This window comes from Chloroflexaceae bacterium (assembly GCA_025057155.1).
Taxonomy (GTDB): Bacteria; Chloroflexota; Chloroflexia; order Chloroflexales; family Chloroflexaceae; genus JACAEO01.
In genome coordinates this window covers 46996-67097 of the sequence record JANWYD010000003.1, presented here as the reverse complement: position 1 = coordinate 67097, position 20102 = coordinate 46996, and the positions used below count along the sequence as shown (strand labels likewise).

Annotated in this window: 18 protein-coding genes and 1 riboswitch; all 18 genes read left to right on the top strand. The window is 66.2% G+C overall.

Annotated elements, in window-relative coordinates; all coding sequences use genetic code 11:
* The first annotated feature begins 11 nt into the window (after nt 1-11).
* The 18 genes from NZU74_02925 to NZU74_02840 all read left to right on the top strand — a co-directional run bounded on the left by NZU74_02925 (nt 12) and on the right by NZU74_02840 (nt 19884).
* The gene (locus NZU74_02925; protein MCS6880261.1) at nt 12-611 is read left to right on the top strand and encodes a hypothetical protein; all 600 of its coding nucleotides are present in this window, start codon (nt 12-14) and stop codon (nt 609-611) included.
* 15 nt (nt 612-626) lie between these two features.
* Complete coding sequence (locus tag NZU74_02920) at nt 627-1403, top strand: hypothetical protein (GenBank protein MCS6880260.1); 777 nt, start codon at nt 627-629, stop codon at nt 1401-1403.
* Between the two features lie 133 nt (nt 1404-1536).
* On the top strand, nt 1537-2571 hold the full coding sequence (locus tag NZU74_02915; protein MCS6880259.1) for a hypothetical protein: 1035 nt from the start codon (nt 1537-1539) through the stop codon (nt 2569-2571).
* A 237-nt stretch (nt 2572-2808) separates the two neighbouring features.
* Nucleotides 2809-4380 carry an ABC transporter substrate-binding protein gene (locus NZU74_02910; protein ID MCS6880258.1) on the top strand — a complete coding sequence of 524 codons (1572 nt, stop codon included), beginning with the start codon at nt 2809-2811 and terminating at the stop codon, nt 4378-4380.
* The gene (locus tag NZU74_02905) at nt 4380-5312 is read left to right on the top strand and encodes an ABC transporter permease (GenBank protein MCS6880257.1); all 933 of its coding nucleotides are present in this window, start codon (nt 4380-4382) and stop codon (nt 5310-5312) included. The genes NZU74_02910 and NZU74_02905 overlap by 1 nt, the downstream gene beginning before the upstream one ends.
* Complete coding sequence (locus NZU74_02900) at nt 5309-6220, top strand: ABC transporter permease (GenBank protein MCS6880256.1); 912 nt, start codon at nt 5309-5311, stop codon at nt 6218-6220. Before NZU74_02905 ends, NZU74_02900 begins: the two co-directional genes overlap by 4 nt.
* A 158-nt stretch (nt 6221-6378) precedes the next feature.
* Nucleotides 6379-6529, top strand: a riboswitch (cobalamin riboswitch).
* A gap of 559 nt (nt 6530-7088) precedes the next feature.
* Nucleotides 7089-7304 (top strand): hypothetical protein, encoded by a 216-nt coding sequence (locus tag NZU74_02895; GenBank protein ID MCS6880255.1) that lies wholly within the window; start codon nt 7089-7091, stop codon nt 7302-7304.
* A 74-nt stretch (nt 7305-7378) separates the two neighbouring features.
* Nucleotides 7379-8674, top strand: coding sequence for an ABC transporter substrate-binding protein (locus NZU74_02890; protein MCS6880254.1), 1296 nt, complete (start codon nt 7379-7381; stop codon nt 8672-8674).
* Between the two features lie 219 nt (nt 8675-8893).
* The gene (locus NZU74_02885) at nt 8894-11239 is read left to right on the top strand and encodes a hypothetical protein (protein MCS6880253.1); all 2346 of its coding nucleotides are present in this window, start codon (nt 8894-8896) and stop codon (nt 11237-11239) included.
* A 60-nt stretch (nt 11240-11299) separates the two neighbouring features.
* Nucleotides 11300-12358, top strand: coding sequence for an ABC transporter substrate-binding protein (locus tag NZU74_02880; GenBank protein MCS6880252.1), 1059 nt, complete (start codon nt 11300-11302; stop codon nt 12356-12358).
* Entirely contained in the window at nt 12355-13446 is a 1092-nt protein-coding gene (locus tag NZU74_02875; protein MCS6880251.1) for an iron ABC transporter permease, read from the top strand. Before NZU74_02880 ends, NZU74_02875 begins: the two co-directional genes overlap by 4 nt.
* The gene (locus NZU74_02870) at nt 13443-14243 is read left to right on the top strand and encodes an ABC transporter ATP-binding protein (GenBank protein MCS6880250.1); all 801 of its coding nucleotides are present in this window, start codon (nt 13443-13445) and stop codon (nt 14241-14243) included. Before NZU74_02875 ends, NZU74_02870 begins: the two co-directional genes overlap by 4 nt.
* 86 nt (nt 14244-14329) lie before the next feature.
* Complete coding sequence (locus tag NZU74_02865) at nt 14330-14740, top strand: YbaN family protein (protein ID MCS6880249.1); 411 nt, start codon at nt 14330-14332, stop codon at nt 14738-14740.
* Between the two features lie 59 nt (nt 14741-14799).
* On the top strand, nt 14800-15630 hold the full coding sequence (locus NZU74_02860; protein MCS6880248.1) for a class I SAM-dependent methyltransferase: 831 nt from the start codon (nt 14800-14802) through the stop codon (nt 15628-15630).
* 281 nt (nt 15631-15911) lie between these two features.
* Nucleotides 15912-16445 carry a hypothetical protein gene (locus NZU74_02855; GenBank protein ID MCS6880247.1) on the top strand — a complete coding sequence of 178 codons (534 nt, stop codon included), beginning with the start codon at nt 15912-15914 and terminating at the stop codon, nt 16443-16445.
* A gap of 359 nt (nt 16446-16804) precedes the next feature.
* A complete protein-coding gene (locus NZU74_02850; GenBank protein MCS6880246.1) occupies nt 16805-18049 on the top strand; it encodes a hypothetical protein in 1245 nt (414 codons plus the stop codon).
* A 123-nt stretch (nt 18050-18172) separates the two neighbouring features.
* Entirely contained in the window at nt 18173-18505 is a 333-nt protein-coding gene (locus tag NZU74_02845; protein MCS6880245.1) for a (2Fe-2S) ferredoxin domain-containing protein, read from the top strand.
* 278 nt (nt 18506-18783) lie between these two features.
* Entirely contained in the window at nt 18784-19884 is a 1101-nt protein-coding gene (locus NZU74_02840; GenBank protein ID MCS6880244.1) for an iron ABC transporter permease, read from the top strand.
* Nucleotides 19885-20102 lie beyond the last annotated feature (218 nt).

Genomic DNA, 20102 nt, shown 5'->3' with positions numbered 1-20102 from the left:
ATGGCAGCAGGCTGGCGGCCTGGCTGCACGAGCGCTATGGCATGGAATGGGTGTTTCCACAGCACGGGGCGCCGGTTGGCTTCGACGCGACGGAGTCCTGGCTGGCGGAGGTCTGCCAGGCGGTCAACGCCGATCCCGCCCCGGCTCTCGCTGCAGTACGGTCGGCCCGGCAGCTGAGCTACGAGGCGATCAGCCGCTTCAATGCGCTGACGGGCCTGCCAAAGGGCGCGACCTTCGCGTTGCAGGCAGAGGGATCGCTTGCCTACCCGCTCACACGCTGGCTTCACGGCTACCTGGGGATGATACCGCTGGCAATCCGGCTCAGCGACGAGAACAGCGCGTATGCGCGGCCCTTGCGCGAGTATCTGGCCGCTATTGGCTGCGCCGATGCCTGGGGCGTGGAGATCGACCCCAACCGGATGCCGGACGCCGTGGTGGGGAGCCGGGCCCTGAACGACCGGGCGCGCAGCAGCAGCGCGCGCGTGGCCGGGGTCGAGATCGCCATGCCCGGCGGCAGCTACCTGGATGTTATGCCAAAGAAGCTGCTGGGGGCCGAGGGGGCGCTTTTTATCCTTGAACACATCTTGAACGGCCTGTACCGCCATATCTAGCATAGGAGCAGCCTGATGCACGATGTCGTCATCCTTCTCGGGCGCGGGAACCATGGGCCTGCGCCACGCCGTCAACTCGAGCAGATGGCTGCCATGGTGTATGCCAGCGGGCGTTACGCGCTCGTGCTGACGGCGCTGATTGACCAGGGCGAGCCTTCGCTGCCCCAGGCGCTGGACGCCTGCGCAGTCGCCGGGGCCAGCCGCACGCTGGTCATTCCGGTCAGCATTCCCCGGGAACCCAGACTCCAGACCTGGATGGCCAGGGTGGCGCGACGCTGGCAGGCGGCCAACCCGGCTAGCAACCTGGCGATCGTGATGGGTGCGGGCCTGATTGAGCAACCGGCGCTCGCCACGGCTTTGCTAGCTGCTGCGCAGGCCGCCGAGACAGGGACGGACGTGCGCAGCCTGCCTCCGGAGGGTTGGGAGCACGACCCTGAGAGCTGGCAGATCCTGCCAGCGCACCAGTTCCACCTGCTGACCTGCCGGGGACCCCGGTGCACGGCGCTCGACGCAAGCGCATGCTGGCGCCAGTTGCGGGCGAGCCTGGACGAACATGGTCTGCGCGGCAACGCTGAGCGCACGCTCGTGACCGCCACCGGTTGTCTCTACCCCTGTGGCTGTGGGCCGGTGCTGGTGGTCTACCCTGCCGGGGTCTGGTACGGTCACCTGACCCCGGACGCAATCAGGCGCATTGTGGCCGAGCACCTGGTGGCAGGCCGGCCAGTCGAGGAACATCGCATCACTCCAGGAGGCGCGGCCTCCTCCAGCAACGGCGAAGATGCGCCCTCATGAGCGTCTAACGTGCGCGCGGCGACTCGGAGGGGTGGGGGGAAACGTAGATTGCCCCACACCCCTGCCTCCAGGCGGCAGGCATGCCCCCCAGAAACTCCTCTATGCGGCGCTATCGTATCACTGTGAGGAAAGCATGCACATCACGACGGCCCTGACCTGCGCCACCCTGGGCGGCGGGGCAATCACCGGCATCGGCAGCCTGCCGCACGCCGATCCGGCAGCCGCAGTACAACTGGTGGCCGAATTCTGCCCGGAGATCCCGTTCTGGCCACAGCTCCCGCAGCGCGCCCCAGGCGAACTGATGGTCGCGCAGGCGCTTGTCCCGGTTGCCGACCTGCTGCGGACCCGCGAGGGGCGTTATGGCTACCAGCTCGAGGCGCGCAACCGGGCGACGCTGCTGAACCGGCTCGCCGATGCCCGCGGCGAACTGACCCCGGCGGTAGCTGCCGGCTTCTTCGCCCTCGAGGCGGCCCTGGCGGCGAATGCCTTCCCTCGCGCGGTCGCGCTGAAGGGGCAGATCATCGGCCCGCTGACCCTCGCCGCCCAGATCTTCGTAGACGAGCAGCCATTGCTGTACGATCCGGAGGGGCTGGCCGTGGTGAGCGCGTATGTCGAGAGTCTGGCGCGCTGGCAGATCACCCGCCTCGCCCGCTGGCGCACGCCGGTGCTGCTGATGCTCGACGAACCCTGCCTGGCCTTCCTGCCCGAGCCGGGGGACGGGCAGATGCTGGCAATCGTGCAGGGGCTGAGCCGGGCGCTGCGGGCCGCGGGGGCGCTGGTTGGCGTTCACTGCTGCGCGACCCTGCCTGACCGGACGCCGCCGCTGGCGCTGCTGTGCGCGACCGGGGCCGACGTCGTCTCCTTCGACGCCTACCAGCGCAGCGAGGCTTTCTGCACCGAGCCGGCCGTGCGGAGCTTTCTTGCCAGTGGCGGCGTTCTGGCCTTTGGCATCGTGCCCACGTTCAGCGATCTGACCAGTGTCTCTCTCGCCGACCTTCTGGTGCGCTGGATCGTCGCCAGCCGCAGCGGCCCGCCTGGTATCGCGCTGAAGGAGCACACCATAATCACGGCGACCTGCGGGCTTGGCCTGCTGACGGAGAGCGTGGCCCGGCGCTCCTTTGAACTTGCGCGCGAGCTAGCAAGCGCCGTGGCCGGCGCTACGTTGTAAGGTGCGTTTCGGGAGAAGGGCCATCACGAGCCGATCCCACACTGGACGGCGGCGGCTTTGAATGATGTATACTATCAGGTACGTATACCCGTATGTCCAGGGAGAGTGGCCCCCGGATTAAGCTCGCGCCGGTTGAGACGCTCAACGGTGCCAGGCATTAATGCAAGCACTTTAAAATCTTTTAAATTAGCATATACTAACTCTTGAGTTGCCGCCATCTTTGTCATGGAGAAGCCTATGCGATCACTCGTTCACTACCTGACCACCCTGCTCGCTCTGATGGTTCTCGTCGCCTGTGGCGCGGCGCCGACGACGACGCCGGTCGCGACCCCCGGCGCCCAGTTACCCGCTGCGACGACGGCGCCGACCGCGCCAACGGCTGCGAGCCGCGGCGAGTTGCGTATCGGCACCGGTCTGAGCATCCCCGCCACCCTGGACGTTACCCAGGGCTCGACCGGCTTCACCATGATCACCTACGGCGCCGGCGAGACGCTGACCCGCCTGACCCCGGAGCAACAGCTCGAGCCCTGGCTCGCCGAGACGATCACCGAGCTTGACCCGAACACCTGGCAGGTGACGCTGCGCCAGAACGTGCGCTTCCACGACGGCAGCCCGATGACTGCTGAGGCCGTTGCCGCCTCGCTCCAGGACAGTCTGACGGCATTGCCCGGCGCCAAGAACTTCGTACCGGCCGACACTGCGATCACCGTCATTGATGAACGCACGCTCACGCTGCGCACGCCGGCGCCGGCGGGCAACCTGCCCTACAGCCTGGCAAACTGGAACTTCGTCATCCACCGGCCCGCCCAGGACGGGATCTCGATCCTCACTGGCATGTACCGTCCGGTGAGCCTGGAAAAGGACCAGGAGTTCGTACTGGAGCCTTTCGCCGACTACTGGGGCGGCCCGCCGCCGCTAGCGCGGCTGATCGTGCGCAAGATCACCGACGGTAACGCGCGCGCCCTGGCCCTTCAGAGTGGCGACCTGGATATGCTCACCAATGTGCCCCCGGATATCGCGGCCAGCCTGCCCGCCGACATCTCCCAGACCAGCGTGCCCGGCACGCGCCTGCACTATATGATCCTCAACCATACGCGCGCGCCTTTCAATGATGTGAAGGTGCGCGAGGCAGCCGCGTGGGCGATTGACCGCGAGGCGCTGCTGGCTGCGACCCTCAACGGCCAGGGCAGCGTGGCCGCGAATATGTACCCGCCCTCGGTGGGCATCGAGATTGTACCCGCCCAGGCGACCGATGTTGAGAAAGCGAAGCGGCTGCTCGACGAGGCCGGCTGGGTCGCGGGCGCCGATGGGGTGCGCGTAAAGGACGGCCAGCGGTTAGAGTTCACGCTCTATAGCTACCCTGGACGACCGGAACTGACGCCGATCGCCATCGCCATCCAGGCTCAGCTCGGCGCGATTGGCTTCGCAGTCAAGGTCGAGGAGGTGCAGGACATCACCTCGCAGATCGAGGGTGGCGAGTTCCAGGCCAGTATGTTCTCGGTGCGCGTGGCAAGCGATCCCCAGTATATGCCGGGCGTCACGCTGGTTGAAGGGGCCTCCTATAACTACGGCGGCTACCGCAACGATGCGCTGGAGGCGCTCTTCAAGGAACTCCAGGCCGCCAGCGATCCCGCCGAGCGCCAGAAGCTGGCGCGCCAGATGCAGGAGATCGTCGCGAAGGATACGCCCAATATTTACCTGGTAGTCCCACCGCTGATCACTGCGTTCAACGGCAAAGTGGTGAGCGGCTATACGCCCCACCCGGACGATCTTTACCTCGTCACTCGCGATCTGAAGGTGACACGGTAATGCTGGCGCAACTCCTGGCCCGCATTAGCGGCGGCCTCCTGGCGCTCTGGCTGGTCAGCCTGCTGGCCTTCGGGTTGATGGCCCTGGCCCCGGGCGAGCCAGCGCGCCTGCTGCTCATCGCCGAAGGGGTGACCATGCCAACCCCGGAACTAGTGGCCGCCAAACGGGCCGAGTTGCGACTTGATGATCCGCTGCCAGCGCGCTACCTGCACTGGCTGTCCGGGGCGTTGCGGGGCGACTTCGGGGCATGTTACCGCAGCGGGCGCCCGGTGTGGGCGATCTACAGCGAGCGCTTCCCGGCCACGTTGATGCTGGCGGGGCTGACCCTGGCCCTGAGCCTGGCGGTGGCGCTGCCACTCGGGCTGATCGCCGCCATCCGGCGTGGCAGCGTGCTCGACGCTCTGCTTCAGGCGCTGGCTGTGCTTGGCGCCGCTGCCCCCGGCTTCTGGGTGGCCCTGATTCTAATGCTGGTCTTCGCCGCCACCCTGCGCTGGCTGCCTGCCCTGGGCAGCCCCACCCTGGCCGGCATGCTCCTGCCGGCGATCACCCTGGCCCTGCCGAACGTGGCCGTGCTCTCGCGGCTGGTGCGCGCCGCAACGCTGGACGTGCTCGGCCAGCCCTTCATGGTTACCGCGCAGGCCAAGGGATACAGCTCGCGTGAAGCAGTCTGGCGCCACGGTCTTCCGAACGTGTGGCCGGCAGTGGTCACCGCGATCACCCTGGAGGCGGCCTATCTGCTCACCGGCACGGTGATCATCGAGACGGTCTTCGCCTATCCGGGGGTGGGCCGGCTGGCGGTGGACGCGGCCCTGCTGGGCAATATGCCGGTGCTGGCTCTCTGTGTGCTCATGGCTGCTGGAATCTACGTGCTCGGCAACTGGCTGGCCGATCTGCTGATGTTCACGCTTGACCCGCGGGTACGGAGCATATGAGCGATCGTCTCGTCTCCTCCAGGGCTGCCCCGGCGGTTACCGCAGGCGAGGGCCGACGGCGACCGGGCGCCGTCCGGTCGTCGGTGGAACGGCGCCGGCAGCGCGGCCTGGGCGCCAGTGGCCGGGCGGCTCTGGGGGGTCTGGCACTGATGGTGGCGCTGGTGGTAGTGGGGCCGCTGCTCTGGCCGCTCGACCCGCTGGCCCAGGCGATTGACAACCGCCTCGCCCCACCTTCGCTGGCCCACCCGCTGGGCACCGATCAGTACGGACGCGATACCCTGGCGCGCCTGTTGACGGGCGGACGCTGGTCGCTGCTGGGAGCGCTGCTGGTTTGCCTGGGCACCACTGGCATCGGCGGAGCGCTCGGCGCAGCGGCGGCGCTCGGCCCGCGCTGGCTCGATGGAGTGATCGGGCGGATCACCGAGACCTTCCAGGCCGTACCGGGGGTGCTGCTGGCGCTCGCCCTCACTGCGCTCCTGCGCCCCTCGTTCGGCAACCTCGTGCTGGCCCTGGTGCTGACCAACTGGACCTGGTACGCGCGCATGTACCGCGCCCTGATCGTGCGCGAACTGGCCGCGCCCTACATCGAAGGCGCCCGCGCGATCGGGGTCAGCACGGGCCGGCTGCTGGCGCGCCACATCCTGCCGAACATCCTGGGGCCGGCCCTGGTCGTAGCGACCATCAACCTGGGCGCGGTCATTCTCAACCTCTCGGCGCTTTCGTTTATCGGACTGGGGCTGCCGCCGCCTACTCCTGAGTGGGGCAATATGATCAATGAGGCCCGTCCGCTCTTCCAGCGCGTGCCGCGGCTGATGCTTGCTCCAGGATTCTGCATCGCGATGGTTGTGCTCTGCGTCAACGTGCTGGGCAACGCCCTGCGCGACCGGGTTGATGTGCGGATCACATAAGGAGGAAGGCCCTGAATGCCCGTTCAATAACCTGCCTGCGCATCATCATCAGGTCTCATCAGACCCCCACAATCCAAAATCCACAATCCAGAATGGTCTGACGCCTCCCTTGCACGTTTCGACGCTTCTGCGTATAATGTGCGCCATCAGCACCTACGCAACCCAATACCTGTCGCGGTGACCCGTTGGCCCGGATGCCAGGGCATAAAGGTGGAAGCTGGTGCAAGTCCAGCGCTGTGCCGCAACTGTAACCGGCTGTTCAGTCGAACGCCGGAAGTCAGGATGCCTGCCGCGACGTTGTTGTTCCGCCCTTCTCGAGCCAAGGAGGACGAACATGGCCCGCGCCCCAGCACCCTTCTCCATACAGGCGCCGGTCGTACCCGTCACCCCCGTTCTCTGATGAGGCGGGGGCTTTTTGTTGGATCACAGCGCAGCCCTCCGGCTAGCCATAGGAGGGATGAGGTGGGCAGAACCTGTCCAATCCCTTTTGTCAGGCACAAGATTAATGATTACTACTATCAATTAAGACGCGAAGGCCGTCCGCGGTAGCGAGTCTAAGTACTCGGTGAACGAAGTTTTTCGGTAACTCCGCCCCCTCCCCCGCTGGGGGAGGGAGTCCGGCTCTTCCCCCCAACGGGGGGAGGTTGGGAGGGGGGCGGAAATGAAAGGAACCTTCGTTCACAGACTACTGAGTAGTCTGTAACTTAAGTTTCCCGGTGCCTGTCACCCCGAGCGCAGCGAGGGGTCTACCGCATCAGAAGGCGGAAGATGCTTCGCTGCGCTCAGCATGACCGGGCGGGCAGAATACCGGGAAACTTCGTGCACAGACTACTAGGGCGGTCAGGCCGCCCGACACATAAGGACAGAAATGCACCTCGACGACGAACTCTGGCACGAACTGGCGGCAAGCATGGAACGCGCCGCGCAGGCCGAGCAGGAGATGGAACTGCTCGGCTGGCTGCCCACCGCCGCCGCGCATACCGCGCTGACGCGCCTCGCCTGGGAACGGTCGCGCCAGGCGGCGCTGCTGCGCCTGCTGCGGCGCTCATCGCCGTGGTTCTGCGCTGATGAACGTGGCCCGTGATGAGGCGCCCACGCCTCATCGTTACATACCCAGGGACAGGTCCGCTCCCCAGTTCGGTACGAAAGGGAAACTCCATGTCGCGTTTCCGACTCTCCTGGATGGCCACCCTGCTCCTCGCCATCGCCCTCGTCGCCTGTGGCGGCCCGCGCGCCACTCAGACGCCCACGGCCACGCCAGCGGCGCCGGCTACCGCAACCCCTCCGCCCGCGCCTACTGCCGCCCCTCCTACCCCCGCGCCCACGGTGGCGGTTCTCGAAGCGCCCGTCACCAACCTCACCGAAGGCTGTGTCACCGATTACGACCCCGACCTCGATTACTTCCCTGAAAAGGTCACCCTCGAAGATGCCTCCGGCTGGACCATTGAGTACTTCAACAACTACAAGCTCATAACCGTGCTCAACCCCTGGCGCGACGCCGATGTCCAGTTTCGCTACGTGCTGGTGCAGTGCGGCACCCCCGCCCCGCCAGACGTGGGCGATGCCCAGGTGATCGAGGTGCCGGTGAAGTCCATCATCACCATGTCTACCACCCAGTTGCCGCACCTGAAGGAACTCGATCTGCTGGATCGCCTGGTGGGCGTTGACACCTTCAAGTACATCAATACGCCCGAGGTGGTGGAGCTGATCGAGGCCGGCAAGCTGAAGGAGATCGGGAGCGGGGCCGAGTTGAACGTTGAGCAGGCGATCGATCTCGAACCCGACCTGGTGATGACCTACGGCGTGGGCAACCCGGAGTTCGACTCGCACCCGAAGTTGCTCGAAGCCGGCCTGAAGGTGGCCATGAACAGCGAGTACATGGAACCAACCCCTCTGGGACGGGCCGAGTGGATCAAGTTCACTGCCGCCTTCTTCAACCGTGAAGCGCTGGCCACCGAGGTGTATGCGGGGATCGCCGGGCGCTACGCCGAGATGGCCGCAAAAGCGCAGGCGGTGACCGACAAGCCCACGGTCTTCTCCGGCGCGCCCTTCCGGGGCACGTGGTACATGCCCGGCGGCAACAGTTACGCCGCGAAGCTCCTGGCCGACGCAGGGGCGGCCTACCTCTGGGCCGATGACACCTCGACCGGCAGTATGCAGTTGAGCTTCGAGGAGGTGCTCGACCGCGCTAAAGACGCCGACATCTGGGTCAACCCCGGTTCCTGGAAAACCCTGGCCGAGGGTCTGGCCCAGGACGAGCGCTTCGCCCAGTTCGCCGCCTTCCAGAACGGCAGGGTCTACAACAACAACAGGCGCCTGAATGCCAACGGCGGCAATGACTACTGGGAAACCGGCGTGACCAACCCCGATCTCGTGCTGGCCGACCTGATCGCCATCTTCCACCCTGAATTGCTGCCGGACCACGAGTTCGTATTCTACCAGCGCCTGGAGTAGGTGTGGAGATGTGGAGGTGTGGAGGTGTGGAGGTGTGGAGGTGTGGAGGTGGGAGGACCGGAGACATTCCTTCTCGTCTCTGCCAAAGGGGAGGGCAAAGCCCTCCCAAGAAAGCACGTTAACGATACTTCTTCTTTAATGAGGAGGCTCGGAGGGGCTTCACCCCTCCGAAAATCCCCGCCACGACGAGATGTCGCTGTAGTATCGGAGAAACGAGCCATGAACCGCAAACGCTCCTGGTCGGCGCTGCTGACGCTCGTTATTGCCCTGGCGCTCGGCACAATTGCGCTTGGACGCGCACCTGTAAGCCTGGCGACCGAGCCGGCCCAGTCGGCGAGCGCCACCTATCCCTACTTCGAGAGTGAGGCGATTGAACGGGCCGTCGGGTACCTGCGGACCCAGCAGGTGGCCAGCGGGGGCATCAACTCCTTCGGGGCCGGCGCCGATCCCGGCGGCACCAGCCGGCTGCTGATGTCGCTGAATGCCGTCGGCTACCCGGCCAATGCCCTGGTCTCCAGTAACAACCGGACCCTGGCTGACTATCTGGCCGCCGAAACCGTCGGCTACATCTATAAGGATGATACGCCGGCAACCGACAATCTCTTCCCCGGTCGCGCGGGGCTGGTGCTGGGAGCGGTGAGCGCCGCCGGGCTGAACCCGCGCAACTTCGGCGGCGTGGACCTGATCGCCGCGCTCGAGGGGGTCTACCGCGCCGATGGCACGTATAGCACCGATGCGGTCGAGGGCTTTGCCAGCGGGCGCGCCAGTGAGATCAACCAGACCCTGGCAATCCTGGGCCTGGTATCCGCGGGACGCCCCATCCCCACTGCGGCGACGCAGTGGCTGATTGAGCGGCAGCGCGAGAACGGGAGCTGGATCAACAACATTGATGTAACCGGCTACGGCCTGCTGGCGCTGATCGGCAGCGGCAACGTGCCGCCGACCCATCCGGCGGTGCAACGGGCTGTGGCCTTCTTCCGCGCCAACCAGACCTCGCGCACGGCCCTCTGGGGAGACATCGGCAGCGGCGAACCGGCCAACAGCAGCGGCTGGGCTATGACCGCCCTGTCGGCCTATGGCTACGTGCCGATGACCAGCAGTTGGGGCACGGGCGGAACCAATCCGCGGCAGGCGCTGCGCGGGCTGCAGAACAGCGAGGGCGTCATCGCCCTGCGCTTCTTCAATGCCTACGCCACCCTGGAGGCCCTCTACGGCCTCACCGACCAGCCCCTGTTCCTGGGGCGCACGTTGCGAGTCGAGCGGGCGCTGGCCTACCTCAGGGGGCTGCAAAATGCCGATGGCGGCTGGCCCGACTTCGGGAGCGCCTCGTCACCCGGCGGAACGCTGGATACGCTCTTCGCTTTCGTGGCCGCCGGGTACAACCCCAATCAGATCCGCAGCTCGGCCAACAACGGGCCCCTCGACTACCTGGCCACCGCCGCGCCGACCTACACCCGCGACGATAGCAACCGGATCTTCCCGGCCCAGACCGGCAAGCTGATCATCGGCGTGGTGGCCGCGGGCGGCAATCCCGCCAGTTTTGGGGGTTTCAATCTAGTGAGCGATCTGCAATCCACCCTTCAGACCAACGGCTCCTACAGCACCGACGCGCAACGAGGTTTTGCCAGCGGCACGCCCAGCGTCACGAACCAGTCCTTCGCCATGTTGGGCCTCGTCGCGGCCGGCCAGTCGATTCCCCAGGCGGCGATCAATTTCCTGACCAGCCTCCAGACAGCCAGTGGTAGCTGGGGAAGCCCGGATGAGACCGGTCTGGCATTACAGGCGCTGATCGCTGCCGGCGTCGCGCCGAATGCGCCCTCTGTGACTAACGGCGTCAATTATCTGCGCACCACCCAGGCCGCCACCGGAGGATGGGAGGCCTTTGGCGCGGTGAACAGCAACTCGACGGCCTACGCCATTCAGGGGCTGCTCGCCGCCGGGGTGGATCTGACCCGGCCGGAGTGGCGCAAGCAGGGCCGCTGGCCCCTGGGCGCGCTGGCCAGCTTCCAGAAGCCCAACGGCCCCTTCGTTTACCACTGGGGCCCGGCGAGCGGCAGCTTCAACCCCGCGGCCAACAACCTCCTCGCCACCCAGCAGAGCATCCCGGCCCTGCTCGGGGCCTTCTACCCGTATCGGACCAGCGGGCCCCTGGCTTCGAACTTCACGCCAATCAACCGCGGGCCTGACCCGGACCGTCTGGTGACCGCGCCGCTAATCATCCAACTGAACCCCCAGCGCACCCAGGCCACGATCATCGCGCCCTTCGGCAGCGATCTGAACGGCAATGGCAGCGCGACGATCGAGTGGGACGTCATCCGCGGCCCGGCAAGAGCTGGAGAACTGGCAGCGTTCCAGAGCGCCCCGGCCACGCGCGAGCCAGGGGCCTTCCGGGCGACGATCAACCTCAGCGGCGCCAACTTCGGCCCCTTCGACACGCTGCGAGCGCGGGCGACCTTCAGCGACCCCGATGGCGTTCAGGACGGCGCGACCCTGACGACCAATCCGGCAGCCGTGATCGGCGACCTGGGGCCGCAGCGGTTGTATCTGCCGGTTGTCAGGCGTTAACGGTGGTGCAATGAGCATTGTGCGCGCAACCCTCCGGGTTGCGCGCCAGGGCATAATATTATGAACCGAACAAACCATCGTATACCGGGCATATATCTGATCATTCTGTTGATCATTACGGCCCTGATTCTGGCGGCCTGCGGCAATCAAGGCGCTGCGCCAGCGGCTACCAGCCCTGCTCCAACGGCGGCGCCCGCCACAACGGCGCCGGTGTCCGCCGAGCGGGTTGTCACCACCACCGCCAACGGCTTCCCGCTGACAATCGAGAACTGTGGCCTGACCCAGACCTATGCTGCGCCGCCGCAGCGGGCGGTGACAATGAACCAGCACGTCACCGAGGTGATGCTGGCCCTTGGTCTCCAGGATCGCATGGTCGGCACCGCCTACCTCGATGACGCTATTCTGCCTGAGTTCCAGGCGGCCTACGCAGCCATTCCGGTGCTCTCCGACCAGTATCCGTCGCTGGAGACGCTCCTCGCCGCGCAACCCGATTTCGTCTATGGAGGGTTCCGTAGCGCCTTCAGCGAGGAATCGGGCCGCACCCGCGAGAGGCTGGCCGCGAGCGGCGCCAACTCCTTCCTCTCGACCGAGTACTGCACCGACAGCCCCGTGACCATGGAGACGGTCTACGACGACATCAGGAAGATCGGCGCCATCTTCGGCGTGCCCGAGCGGGCCGAGGAACAGATCCGCAAGATGCAGGCGCAGATTGACGCGGTGAAGGCAAAGATCCCTGCCGGCCCGGCGCCGCGGGTTTTCGTCTACGATAGCGGGGAGGACAAGCCTTTTACCTCGGGTGGCAATGGGATCGCCAACAATATCATCACCCTGGCCGGCGGCGAAAACATCTTTGCCGACCTCCCGGACACGTTTGGCGATGTGAGCTGGGAGGAAGTAGTTGCCCGCAACCCCGAGGTTATCCTGATCTTCGACTACGGTGATACCACTGCCGAGCAGAAGCGCGCGTTCCTGCTGGCCAATCCGGCACTGGCCAATGTGAGCGCGATCAAGAACCAGCGCTTCGCCGTGCTGCCGCTCTCCAGCGTAGTAGCCGGCGTGCGCAACCCTGCCGCGGTGGAGCAGGTGGCGCGCGCGCTCTTCCCGGAGGCCTTTAAATGAGCCAGGCGACCACAACGTCAGTCCAGGCGACAACACAGCCGCTCGCCGCGTCGCGCCTCGGCTTTGGCGCACTGCTGGCGGTTCTCGCCGGCGCGCTGCTGCTGTCGATCACCCTGGCGGTCATGGTCGGCCCGGTGCCCCTGGCGCCCGATCTGGTCTGGCGCGTCGCCCTGCACCAGCTCGCGCCAGGACTGATCGAGCCTGATTGGGAAGCGTTCCAGGAGAACATTATCTGGGAAATCCGCTTTCCCCGCGTGCTTCTGGGCGCCGTCGTCGGCGGGGGGCTTGCGGTGGTGGGCGCCACCATGCAGGCGCTGGTGCGCAACCCCCTGGCCGACCCCTACCTGCTTGGGGTTTCGTCGGGCGCCTCACTCGGGGCGGTTGCGGTGATCCTGCTCGGCATTACCTGGTTCGGCGTCTTCTCGCTTTCGATTGCCGCCTTTCTTGGCGCATTGCTCGCCTTCATCTGCGTCTACGCACTGGCGCGTCAGGGCGGGCGGCTAACAACCGGCCGGCTGATCCTCAGCGGCGTCGCGGTTTCATATGTCCTTGCCGCCCTCACTAACTTTCTGATCTACAACGCCCGCGACGGCAACCAGGTGCGCAGCGTGCTCTTCTGGATGCTGGGCGGGCTTGGCAGCGCCCGCTGGGAGTTTCTTGGTCTGCCGGCTGTGGCGTTGATTGCCGGCACGCTGGCGCTCACGGTGCAGTCGCGTTCCCTGAATGCGTTGAGCGTCGGGGAAGAGACAGCGGTCACCCTGGGCGTTGACACCAACCGCTTTCGGAAACAGATCTTCGCCCTGACCTCGCTGCTCACCGGCACGCTCGTCGCTGTCAGCGGGGGCATCGGGTTCGTCGGGCTGATGCTGCCCCATATCGTGCGGCTCCTCGTCGGAGCCGATCACCGGCGCCTGCTCCCGGTTGCCGCTTTGAGCGGGGCGATCTTCCTGATCTGGGTGGATGTGCTGGCGCGGGTGATTGTCGCTCCGGAAGAACTGCCGATTGGCATCATCACCGCGCTCCTGGGAGCGCCCTTCTTTATCTGGTTGATGCGCCGCACCAGCGGGGCGCTGGGAGGCGGGCGATGAAGGTGGACGTTACGAATGTGTCGTGGAGCGTCGCCGGGGTGCAGATCGTGCGCGAGGTGAGTCTGCGCTGCGCCCCCGGCAGCTTCGTGGGGCTGATCGGCCCAAACGGCAGCGGCAAGTCGTCGCTGCTGCGCACGATCTACCGTGTCCTGCAACCCGATGCCGGCCACATCCTGCTGGACGCGGACGATGTCTGGCGCATGAGTGCGCGCAAGGCCGCGCAACGCATCGCGGTTGTCTTGCAAGAGCACGGCGGCGAATTTGACTTCAGCGTGCGCGAGATGGTGCTGATGGGCCGTTCACCGCACAAGAATCTGCTCGACCGCGACACCGCCGAGGATATGCGGATCGTTGATGACGCTCTCTCCAAGGTGGGGATGCGCTCCTTCGCCGAACGCAGTTTTCTGACCCTCTCCGGCGGAGAAAAGCAGCGGGTGCTGGTGGCGCGGGCCCTGGCGCAGCAAACGCGCTTTCTGGTGCTCGATGAGCCAACTAACCACCTCGACATTCACTACCAGCTCGAAGTGCTCGACCTGGTGCGCGGACTCGGAGTTACGACCATCGCCGCTATGCACGACCTGAACCTGGCGGCGCTGTACTGCGACCAGATCTATGTGCTCAAGGGCGGTCAGGTGGTGGCGAGCGGCCCGCCCGAGGCAGTGCTGACGCCGGAGTTAATCTATTCCGTCTACAGGGTGCGGGCCGAAGTGGCGCCCCACCCGACCACCGGGCGGCTGCACGTGGTGTTTCTCCCTCTGGGGATGATGACGGAGGGGGTTGATGCGGAGTCGCGGTAATGATGATTCCGGGCGAGAAACTGGCGAGACGCACTGTAGGCGAGCGTTGACTTGGCACAACACACAGACTCACGAGCGAGACGGTAATGGAACCTATCGAGGACCCACCGCAACCCCGCGCCAGCCCGCTTCGCTGGCTATTCCTCAGCATAGGCACGCTGTCGCTGGGGATCGGCGCGCTCGGAACAGTGGTACCGGGACTACCAACGACGCCGTTTGTGCTCCTCGCAGCAGCTTGCTACGTGCGCAGCTCCGAGCGGCTTTACCGCTGGCTGATCACCAACCGCGTGTTCGGGCCGGTCCTCGAAACCTGGCGCACTCAACGCGGAATGACCCTGCGCGCGAAACTGGTCACCCTGGCGCTGGTCTGGCTCATGCTGGGAAGCGCGGCGCTGTTTCTGGCGGAAAGTCTGTTCATGAAGCTCGTCCTCATCGGGATCGCCAGCGTCAAGACGGTAGTGCTGGCGCGGATCCGCACCGTAGCGGCGGAAGGTTGACGCAACGGCGCGAAGACGAACAGCCGTTATGCAGGAGAGAGCCTGTAGGAGCAATCACTGTGAGCACGTCGCCGATTGATTTTGTCGCCGCCTGGGCCGCCGCGATGCGCCGGCGCCCGAGCAAGCGCCTCGATCCGGCCGAGGATCGCGCCTTCTGGCAGCAGTATGCCGCGGAGTACGATGTGCGCGCCGGATCGGCGGGTGCGGTGCCCCGCTGCCTGGCGCTGGTCGCCGGCCTGCTTGGCCCTGACGATACGCTGCTCGATGTTGGCGCGGGCACGGGGCGCTTCACCCTCCCCCTGGCCCGGCACGTGCGCTCGGTGACGGCGCTCGATCAATCGGCGGCGATGCTGGATATGCTCGAGCGTAAGGCGTCCCTCCACGGGATCACCAATATCCGCCGGGTCGAAGCCGACTGGCCGAATGCATCGGTCGAACCGCACGATGTGGTGCTGGCGGCCTGGTCGCTCTACCGCCAGCTCGATATTGGCGCGGCCCTCGCCAGGCTCGTCGCCGTCACCCGACGGACTCTTGTGGTGCTCGATGGGGTAGGGAACGATCCGCCGCATCGCCCGCTGTTCGAGCGCTACTTCGGGGCCTGGAGCGAGTCGGAACTCCCCAACCACCTCTACCTGGCGGGCGCCCTCTGGCAACAGGGGTTGCTGGCCGAGGTGCGGATCGTGACCGAGACGCGCATCATCGCGGGGGAAACGGCGCACGCCATCGCCGGCCAACTGGCGCCGTTGAACACTCCGCCAGAGGTCGTCACGGCGCTGGCGTATGACCTCGCGCCTCTGCTTGCACCGCATGAAGATGGGTATCGTTATGTCTACCAGCAGGCGGCGGGGGTGGTGATCTGGCATGCCGATTGTGAGACGCAAAGACGCTGAGACGCAAAGGTCATAAAGGGTCCAGAGCGCTGGACCGGAATGCTTGATCCACTGAGAACATTGAGCCGTGTGGCTCGCGGCGCTCGTGCCGCCATGAATGCAGTTCAACCTTTTCGAGCAACGCCACACCAACCAGAGACCGGGCGTTACGCTCTGCGTCGTTGCGCCTTTGCGTCACCTCCCCGGCTGCGCTTCATCCAGGATGCGGCGCAACCGATATGCGAAGCACTATGACACGGTGGGGCAGAGCACAACAATGGGAGAACGGGAGGCGACAGAAGGTGGCAGCGCGCCGCGCCAGACGGTTACGCCGCCTTGCCTTCCGGTGCGCCTGGCTGGCCTTGCTGCTGATTGCGCTCGCAGTTCCGCCCCCGGCGACGCCCTCCGCCGGGGCTTCCCGCCAAAACCGGGCCGGGCTGATCGTGCAAACGGGTGATGGCGAGGCAATTACGCGGTGCGTCAGCTTCGAGGAGCCGCAGATCAGCGGGCTGGCCTTGCTCGAGCGTTCGGGCGTACCCTTCGCTGTCGTGAACGATGAACGCTACGGCGCCTTCATCTGCGGGATCGCTGGCGTGGGCTGCCCGGCGGAGCGCTGTCTGTGCGCCTACCCGCCCCGTTACTGGCAGTACTGGCTGCTGGAACGCAATGGCTGGCGCGTTTCGCCCGTGGGCGCCAGCGGCCGCGTGGTGCGCGACGGCGATGTGGACGGCTGGGTCTGGCTGCGTGAGGCAGACGGACCACGCTTCGACGAGCGTTTTGGCAATCCCTGTCAGACGACGACGAACTGGCGTGTGTATGTACCGCTGGTAAGGTGAGTTTTTCTGTACTCACCCTCTCCCGCCTCGCTACGCTCGGCGCCCCCTCCCTCTCCCCCGGCGGGGGAGTGGGCGGGGGCCGGGGGGAGGGTGAGGACTACCACCCACAACCAATGAAACACTCCCGACAACCTGGCCCCCGGCAACCCGTCGCCGCCAGCATACTTGTTGGCGTTCTGGCGCTGCTGGCGCTGGGGGTCGGCCTGGTACCGGCGTCATATGAACTTCGATTGAACACAGTGCATGCGCATCACCGTTCAGTCCCTTCGGAACGCCATACAGAGCAATCCCAAATCCAAAATCCGAAATCCCCAATCCAAAATATGGAGCAATCCAAAATCCAAAATCCAAAATCCCAAATGCAGAGCGCCTCCCCCACCAGCCGCGCCGATCAGCCGACCGAGGCCGGGCTGGTTATCGAGTATGACGATGGCCGCATCGCGACCTTCTGCGTTGACACCGGCGACCCGTTCGGGATGACCGCGGAACAGCTCCTGCTGGCCGCGCCGCTGGAGACGCAGATGTTTCGCGAGTACGGCAGCATTTTCGTATGTCGCATCGGCGACAGGGGATGCCCACGAGACAATTGTCTGTGCGCCTACGCCGGTGACGCGCCGCAGAGCCGCCTGTGGATGAGCTATCGGCTCCGCAACGGGGTCTGGCAGCGCCCCGAGCCGGCGGAGGTCAACCTGAGCCGCCGGCGGGTCTTCCCCGGCGATGTCGAAGCGTGGGTCTGGGGTTACCCCGGCGATGGGCACGGTCAGGGCGCCGCGCAGCCGTCGCGGGTGATCGCCTTCGCGCAGATCTGCGCCGCGGCGACGCCCGCGCCAACGCTCACTACGACGCCCACGCCCACCGATACGGCTATGCCAACCGACACCCCTGCACCCACCGATACGCCACGTCCCGCCGACACAGCCCCGCCGGCGCCCGCTCCCCCGACGCCGCCGCTGGAGCAGAACGCGCCGATTATCCTGCCGGCGGCATCGCCAACCCGCCAGTCGTTGCCGACCTTCGTGCGACCTTCGCCTACGGCCACGCTTCCGGCACGCGAGACGAGACCGGCGGCTACCGCATGGCCGGTCCATCTGCCGCTGGTGCGCGGCGCGGCGGAGCAGCCGCCCCCACCGATTGATACACCCCCGGTTGTAGCGCTTGAACGAGCTACCGCGCTGCCAACGCCCACCGCCATCGTTCCGGCGTCGCCGACGCCACGACTCGATCTGACGGCCACGGCGGCAATCCTCCAGACCGAGTTTGCCGTCCCGCCTGCCCCGGCCACGCCCACGGGCGCCGGCGGGAAGTCAAATACCGGCGGAGCTTCGGCGACGAGCCAGACCGTAGCGCCACCCCGCGCCACGCCGACGCCCCGCCCGACCCGACCTGCCGCCGGCGGGGTCGCGCGTCCCGAGGCCATGCCGTACCCGGCGCCGCTGGCATACCCGGCCTCGCCAGCAGCTTCGCCACGCCGGGCCGAATTGCCGCGTGGTTTCGTCCTCTGGCTGGGGCTTGGACTGGGAGTGTATCTGCTGGCGCTGCTGGCCCTTATCCTGGCGCAACGTCGCGCCAGCCGCAGCCTGAACGAAGATGATGGAGATGGTTAATGAGTAGTACCAGATCCTGTTGAACGAACCTCAAACACATCAGCGCCAGGTCTCACCAGGGCGCCATATTCGGCAATCCAAAATCCAAAATCCAAAATCCAAAATGGTAAGGGGAGGCTGACCGTGCCTGAACCACCCACAATGAACCCGTACACCCGCCACATCTTTATCTGCACGGGGAGCTACTGCGACCCCCGAGGCCTGGCGGAGGCGCTCTACGCCCGTCTGCCGCGCCTGCTCGGCCCGCTGGGACACTACGAGAATCCCCGGCGGGTCAAGCGGGGCACAGCCGCGTGCCTTGGCGTCTGCTCCGGCGGGCCGATTGTAGTGGTGTATCCCGAAGGGATCTGGTACCACCACGTGGACGAAGCCGTGCTCGAACGCATCGTGCGTGAGCATCTTGAGCGGAACCAGCCCGTAGAGGAGCATGTCTTTCACCGTTTGCGGGCGCAGTAGAGCGAGATTTTCGATTTTGGATTTCGGATTTTGGATTGGGCGCATCAAATCTGGACGCAGTAGCGCAACCCGGAGGGTTGCGAAGGCCAGGTAGCGTAAGCTGGCGGGTCGCGTGCAGGATTCGGGAGGACTCTGGCCCGTTTGTCTTTCTGCCCCCCTCCCAGCCTCCCCCCGCCGGGGGGAGGAGCCGGGCTACCTCACCCAGCGGGGGAGGTTTAGATGAAGATTAAGAATATAGGACACATGCCTCGGATGTGCCGTATCGAAAGTGAGCACGTATGGCCGAAATAACCCGCTCAACTTCTGAAGCGACTCCCACCGCCTCCCCCTGGCCGCGGCTGGGGCTGCGCCCCCTGGCCCTGGTAGTAATGCTTGGCCTGGTCGTCGGCGCCTTTTTGCTCAGCCTGAGTCTGGGATCGGTGCGCATCCCCCTGGAGCAGGTGCTGAGCATCCTGCTCGGCGGCCAGCCGGAGCGCGCGACGTGGAAGACGATCATCTTCGACTTCCGGCTCCCCAAGGCGCTCACCGCCACCCTGGCCGGCGCCGCCCTCGGCGTCAGCGGCCTGCAGATGCAGACCCTCTTCCGCAACCCGCTGGCCGACCCCTTCGTGCTGGGGGTCAGCTCCGGGGCCAGTCTGGGGGTGGCCCTGGTGGTGCTGACCGTAGGCGCGGCCAACAACACCCTGCTCGCCGTCGCCGGCCTGCTGGGCAACCTGAGCCTGGTTGCCGCCGCCAGCCTCGGCGCGGGGGCGGTGCTCATCCTGGTGCTGGCCCTGGCCCGGCGCGTGCAGAGCAGCGTGACCCTGCTCATCCTGGGATTGATGATCGGCTATCTGACCAGCGCGATTGTCAGTCTGCTGCTCTACTTCAGCATCGCCGAGCGCATTCAGGCCTATGTCGCCTGGAGCTTCGGCAGCTTCGGCGGGGTGACCTGGACGCAGATGCGCGTGCTGGCCCCGACGATCCTCGCCGGCCTGCTGCTGGCCCTGGTGTTGACCAAGGCCCTCAACGCCCTGCTGCTGGGCGAAGCCTATGCCCGCAGCATGGGGCTGGACATCCGCCAGGCGCGGGTGGGCATTGTCGCCAGCGGGGCCGTGCTTGCCGGGACGGTGACGGCCTTCTGCGGGCCAATTGCCTTCCTGGGCATCGCCATCCCCCACCTCTGCCGCGCTCTGCTGCGCAGCGCCGACCACCGCGTCCTCATCCCCGCCTGCGCCCTGGTCGGCGCCACCGCCGCCCTCCTGGCCGACCTGGTCGCCCAGGCCCCCGGCACGAACGTGGTGCTGCCGTTGAACGCCATTACCGCCCTGATCGGCGCGCCGGTGGTGGTGTGGATCATTCTGCGCCGCGGCGTAGGAAGGGGAACGTTTGGCGTATGACCAGGCTTACCTCTGTCCGGCGGGGCGCGAGGAGGCCGCGCCTCTCCGCAATCTCAGGTCGGTTGATGGGATGTGGGGAAACCCGGTTTCCCCACGCCCCTGCCTGCGGGGAGGGCCTGGGAGGGCTTTGCACTCCCGGAAACCCAACTGCTCGCTTTGAGGAACGTGAAGGCGCCACGGGCGCCACGAACCGCCGGTTGGAGGGATGTGGGGAAACC

Coding starts and splice junctions, on each gene's coding strand:
- NZU74_02870 (MCS6880250.1), top strand. CDS start 13,443: ATGAAGGTGGACGTTACGAATGTGTCGTGGAGCGTCGCCGGGGTGCAG.
- NZU74_02865 (MCS6880249.1), top strand. CDS start 14,330: ATGGAACCTATCGAGGACCCACCGCAACCCCGCGCCAGCCCGCTTCGC.
- NZU74_02910 (MCS6880258.1), top strand. CDS start 2,809: ATGCGATCACTCGTTCACTACCTGACCACCCTGCTCGCTCTGATGGTT.
- NZU74_02915 (MCS6880259.1), top strand. CDS start 1,537: ATGCACATCACGACGGCCCTGACCTGCGCCACCCTGGGCGGCGGGGCA.
- NZU74_02850 (MCS6880246.1), top strand. CDS start 16,805: ATGCAGAGCGCCTCCCCCACCAGCCGCGCCGATCAGCCGACCGAGGCC.
- NZU74_02840 (MCS6880244.1), top strand. CDS start 18,784: ATGGCCGAAATAACCCGCTCAACTTCTGAAGCGACTCCCACCGCCTCC.
- NZU74_02920 (MCS6880260.1), top strand. CDS start 627: ATGCACGATGTCGTCATCCTTCTCGGGCGCGGGAACCATGGGCCTGCG.
- NZU74_02895 (MCS6880255.1), top strand. CDS start 7,089: ATGCACCTCGACGACGAACTCTGGCACGAACTGGCGGCAAGCATGGAA.
- NZU74_02900 (MCS6880256.1), top strand. CDS start 5,309: ATGAGCGATCGTCTCGTCTCCTCCAGGGCTGCCCCGGCGGTTACCGCA.
- NZU74_02880 (MCS6880252.1), top strand. CDS start 11,300: ATGAACCGAACAAACCATCGTATACCGGGCATATATCTGATCATTCTG.
- NZU74_02905 (MCS6880257.1), top strand. CDS start 4,380: ATGCTGGCGCAACTCCTGGCCCGCATTAGCGGCGGCCTCCTGGCGCTC.
- NZU74_02875 (MCS6880251.1), top strand. CDS start 12,355: ATGAGCCAGGCGACCACAACGTCAGTCCAGGCGACAACACAGCCGCTC.
- NZU74_02885 (MCS6880253.1), top strand. CDS start 8,894: ATGAACCGCAAACGCTCCTGGTCGGCGCTGCTGACGCTCGTTATTGCC.
- NZU74_02890 (MCS6880254.1), top strand. CDS start 7,379: ATGTCGCGTTTCCGACTCTCCTGGATGGCCACCCTGCTCCTCGCCATC.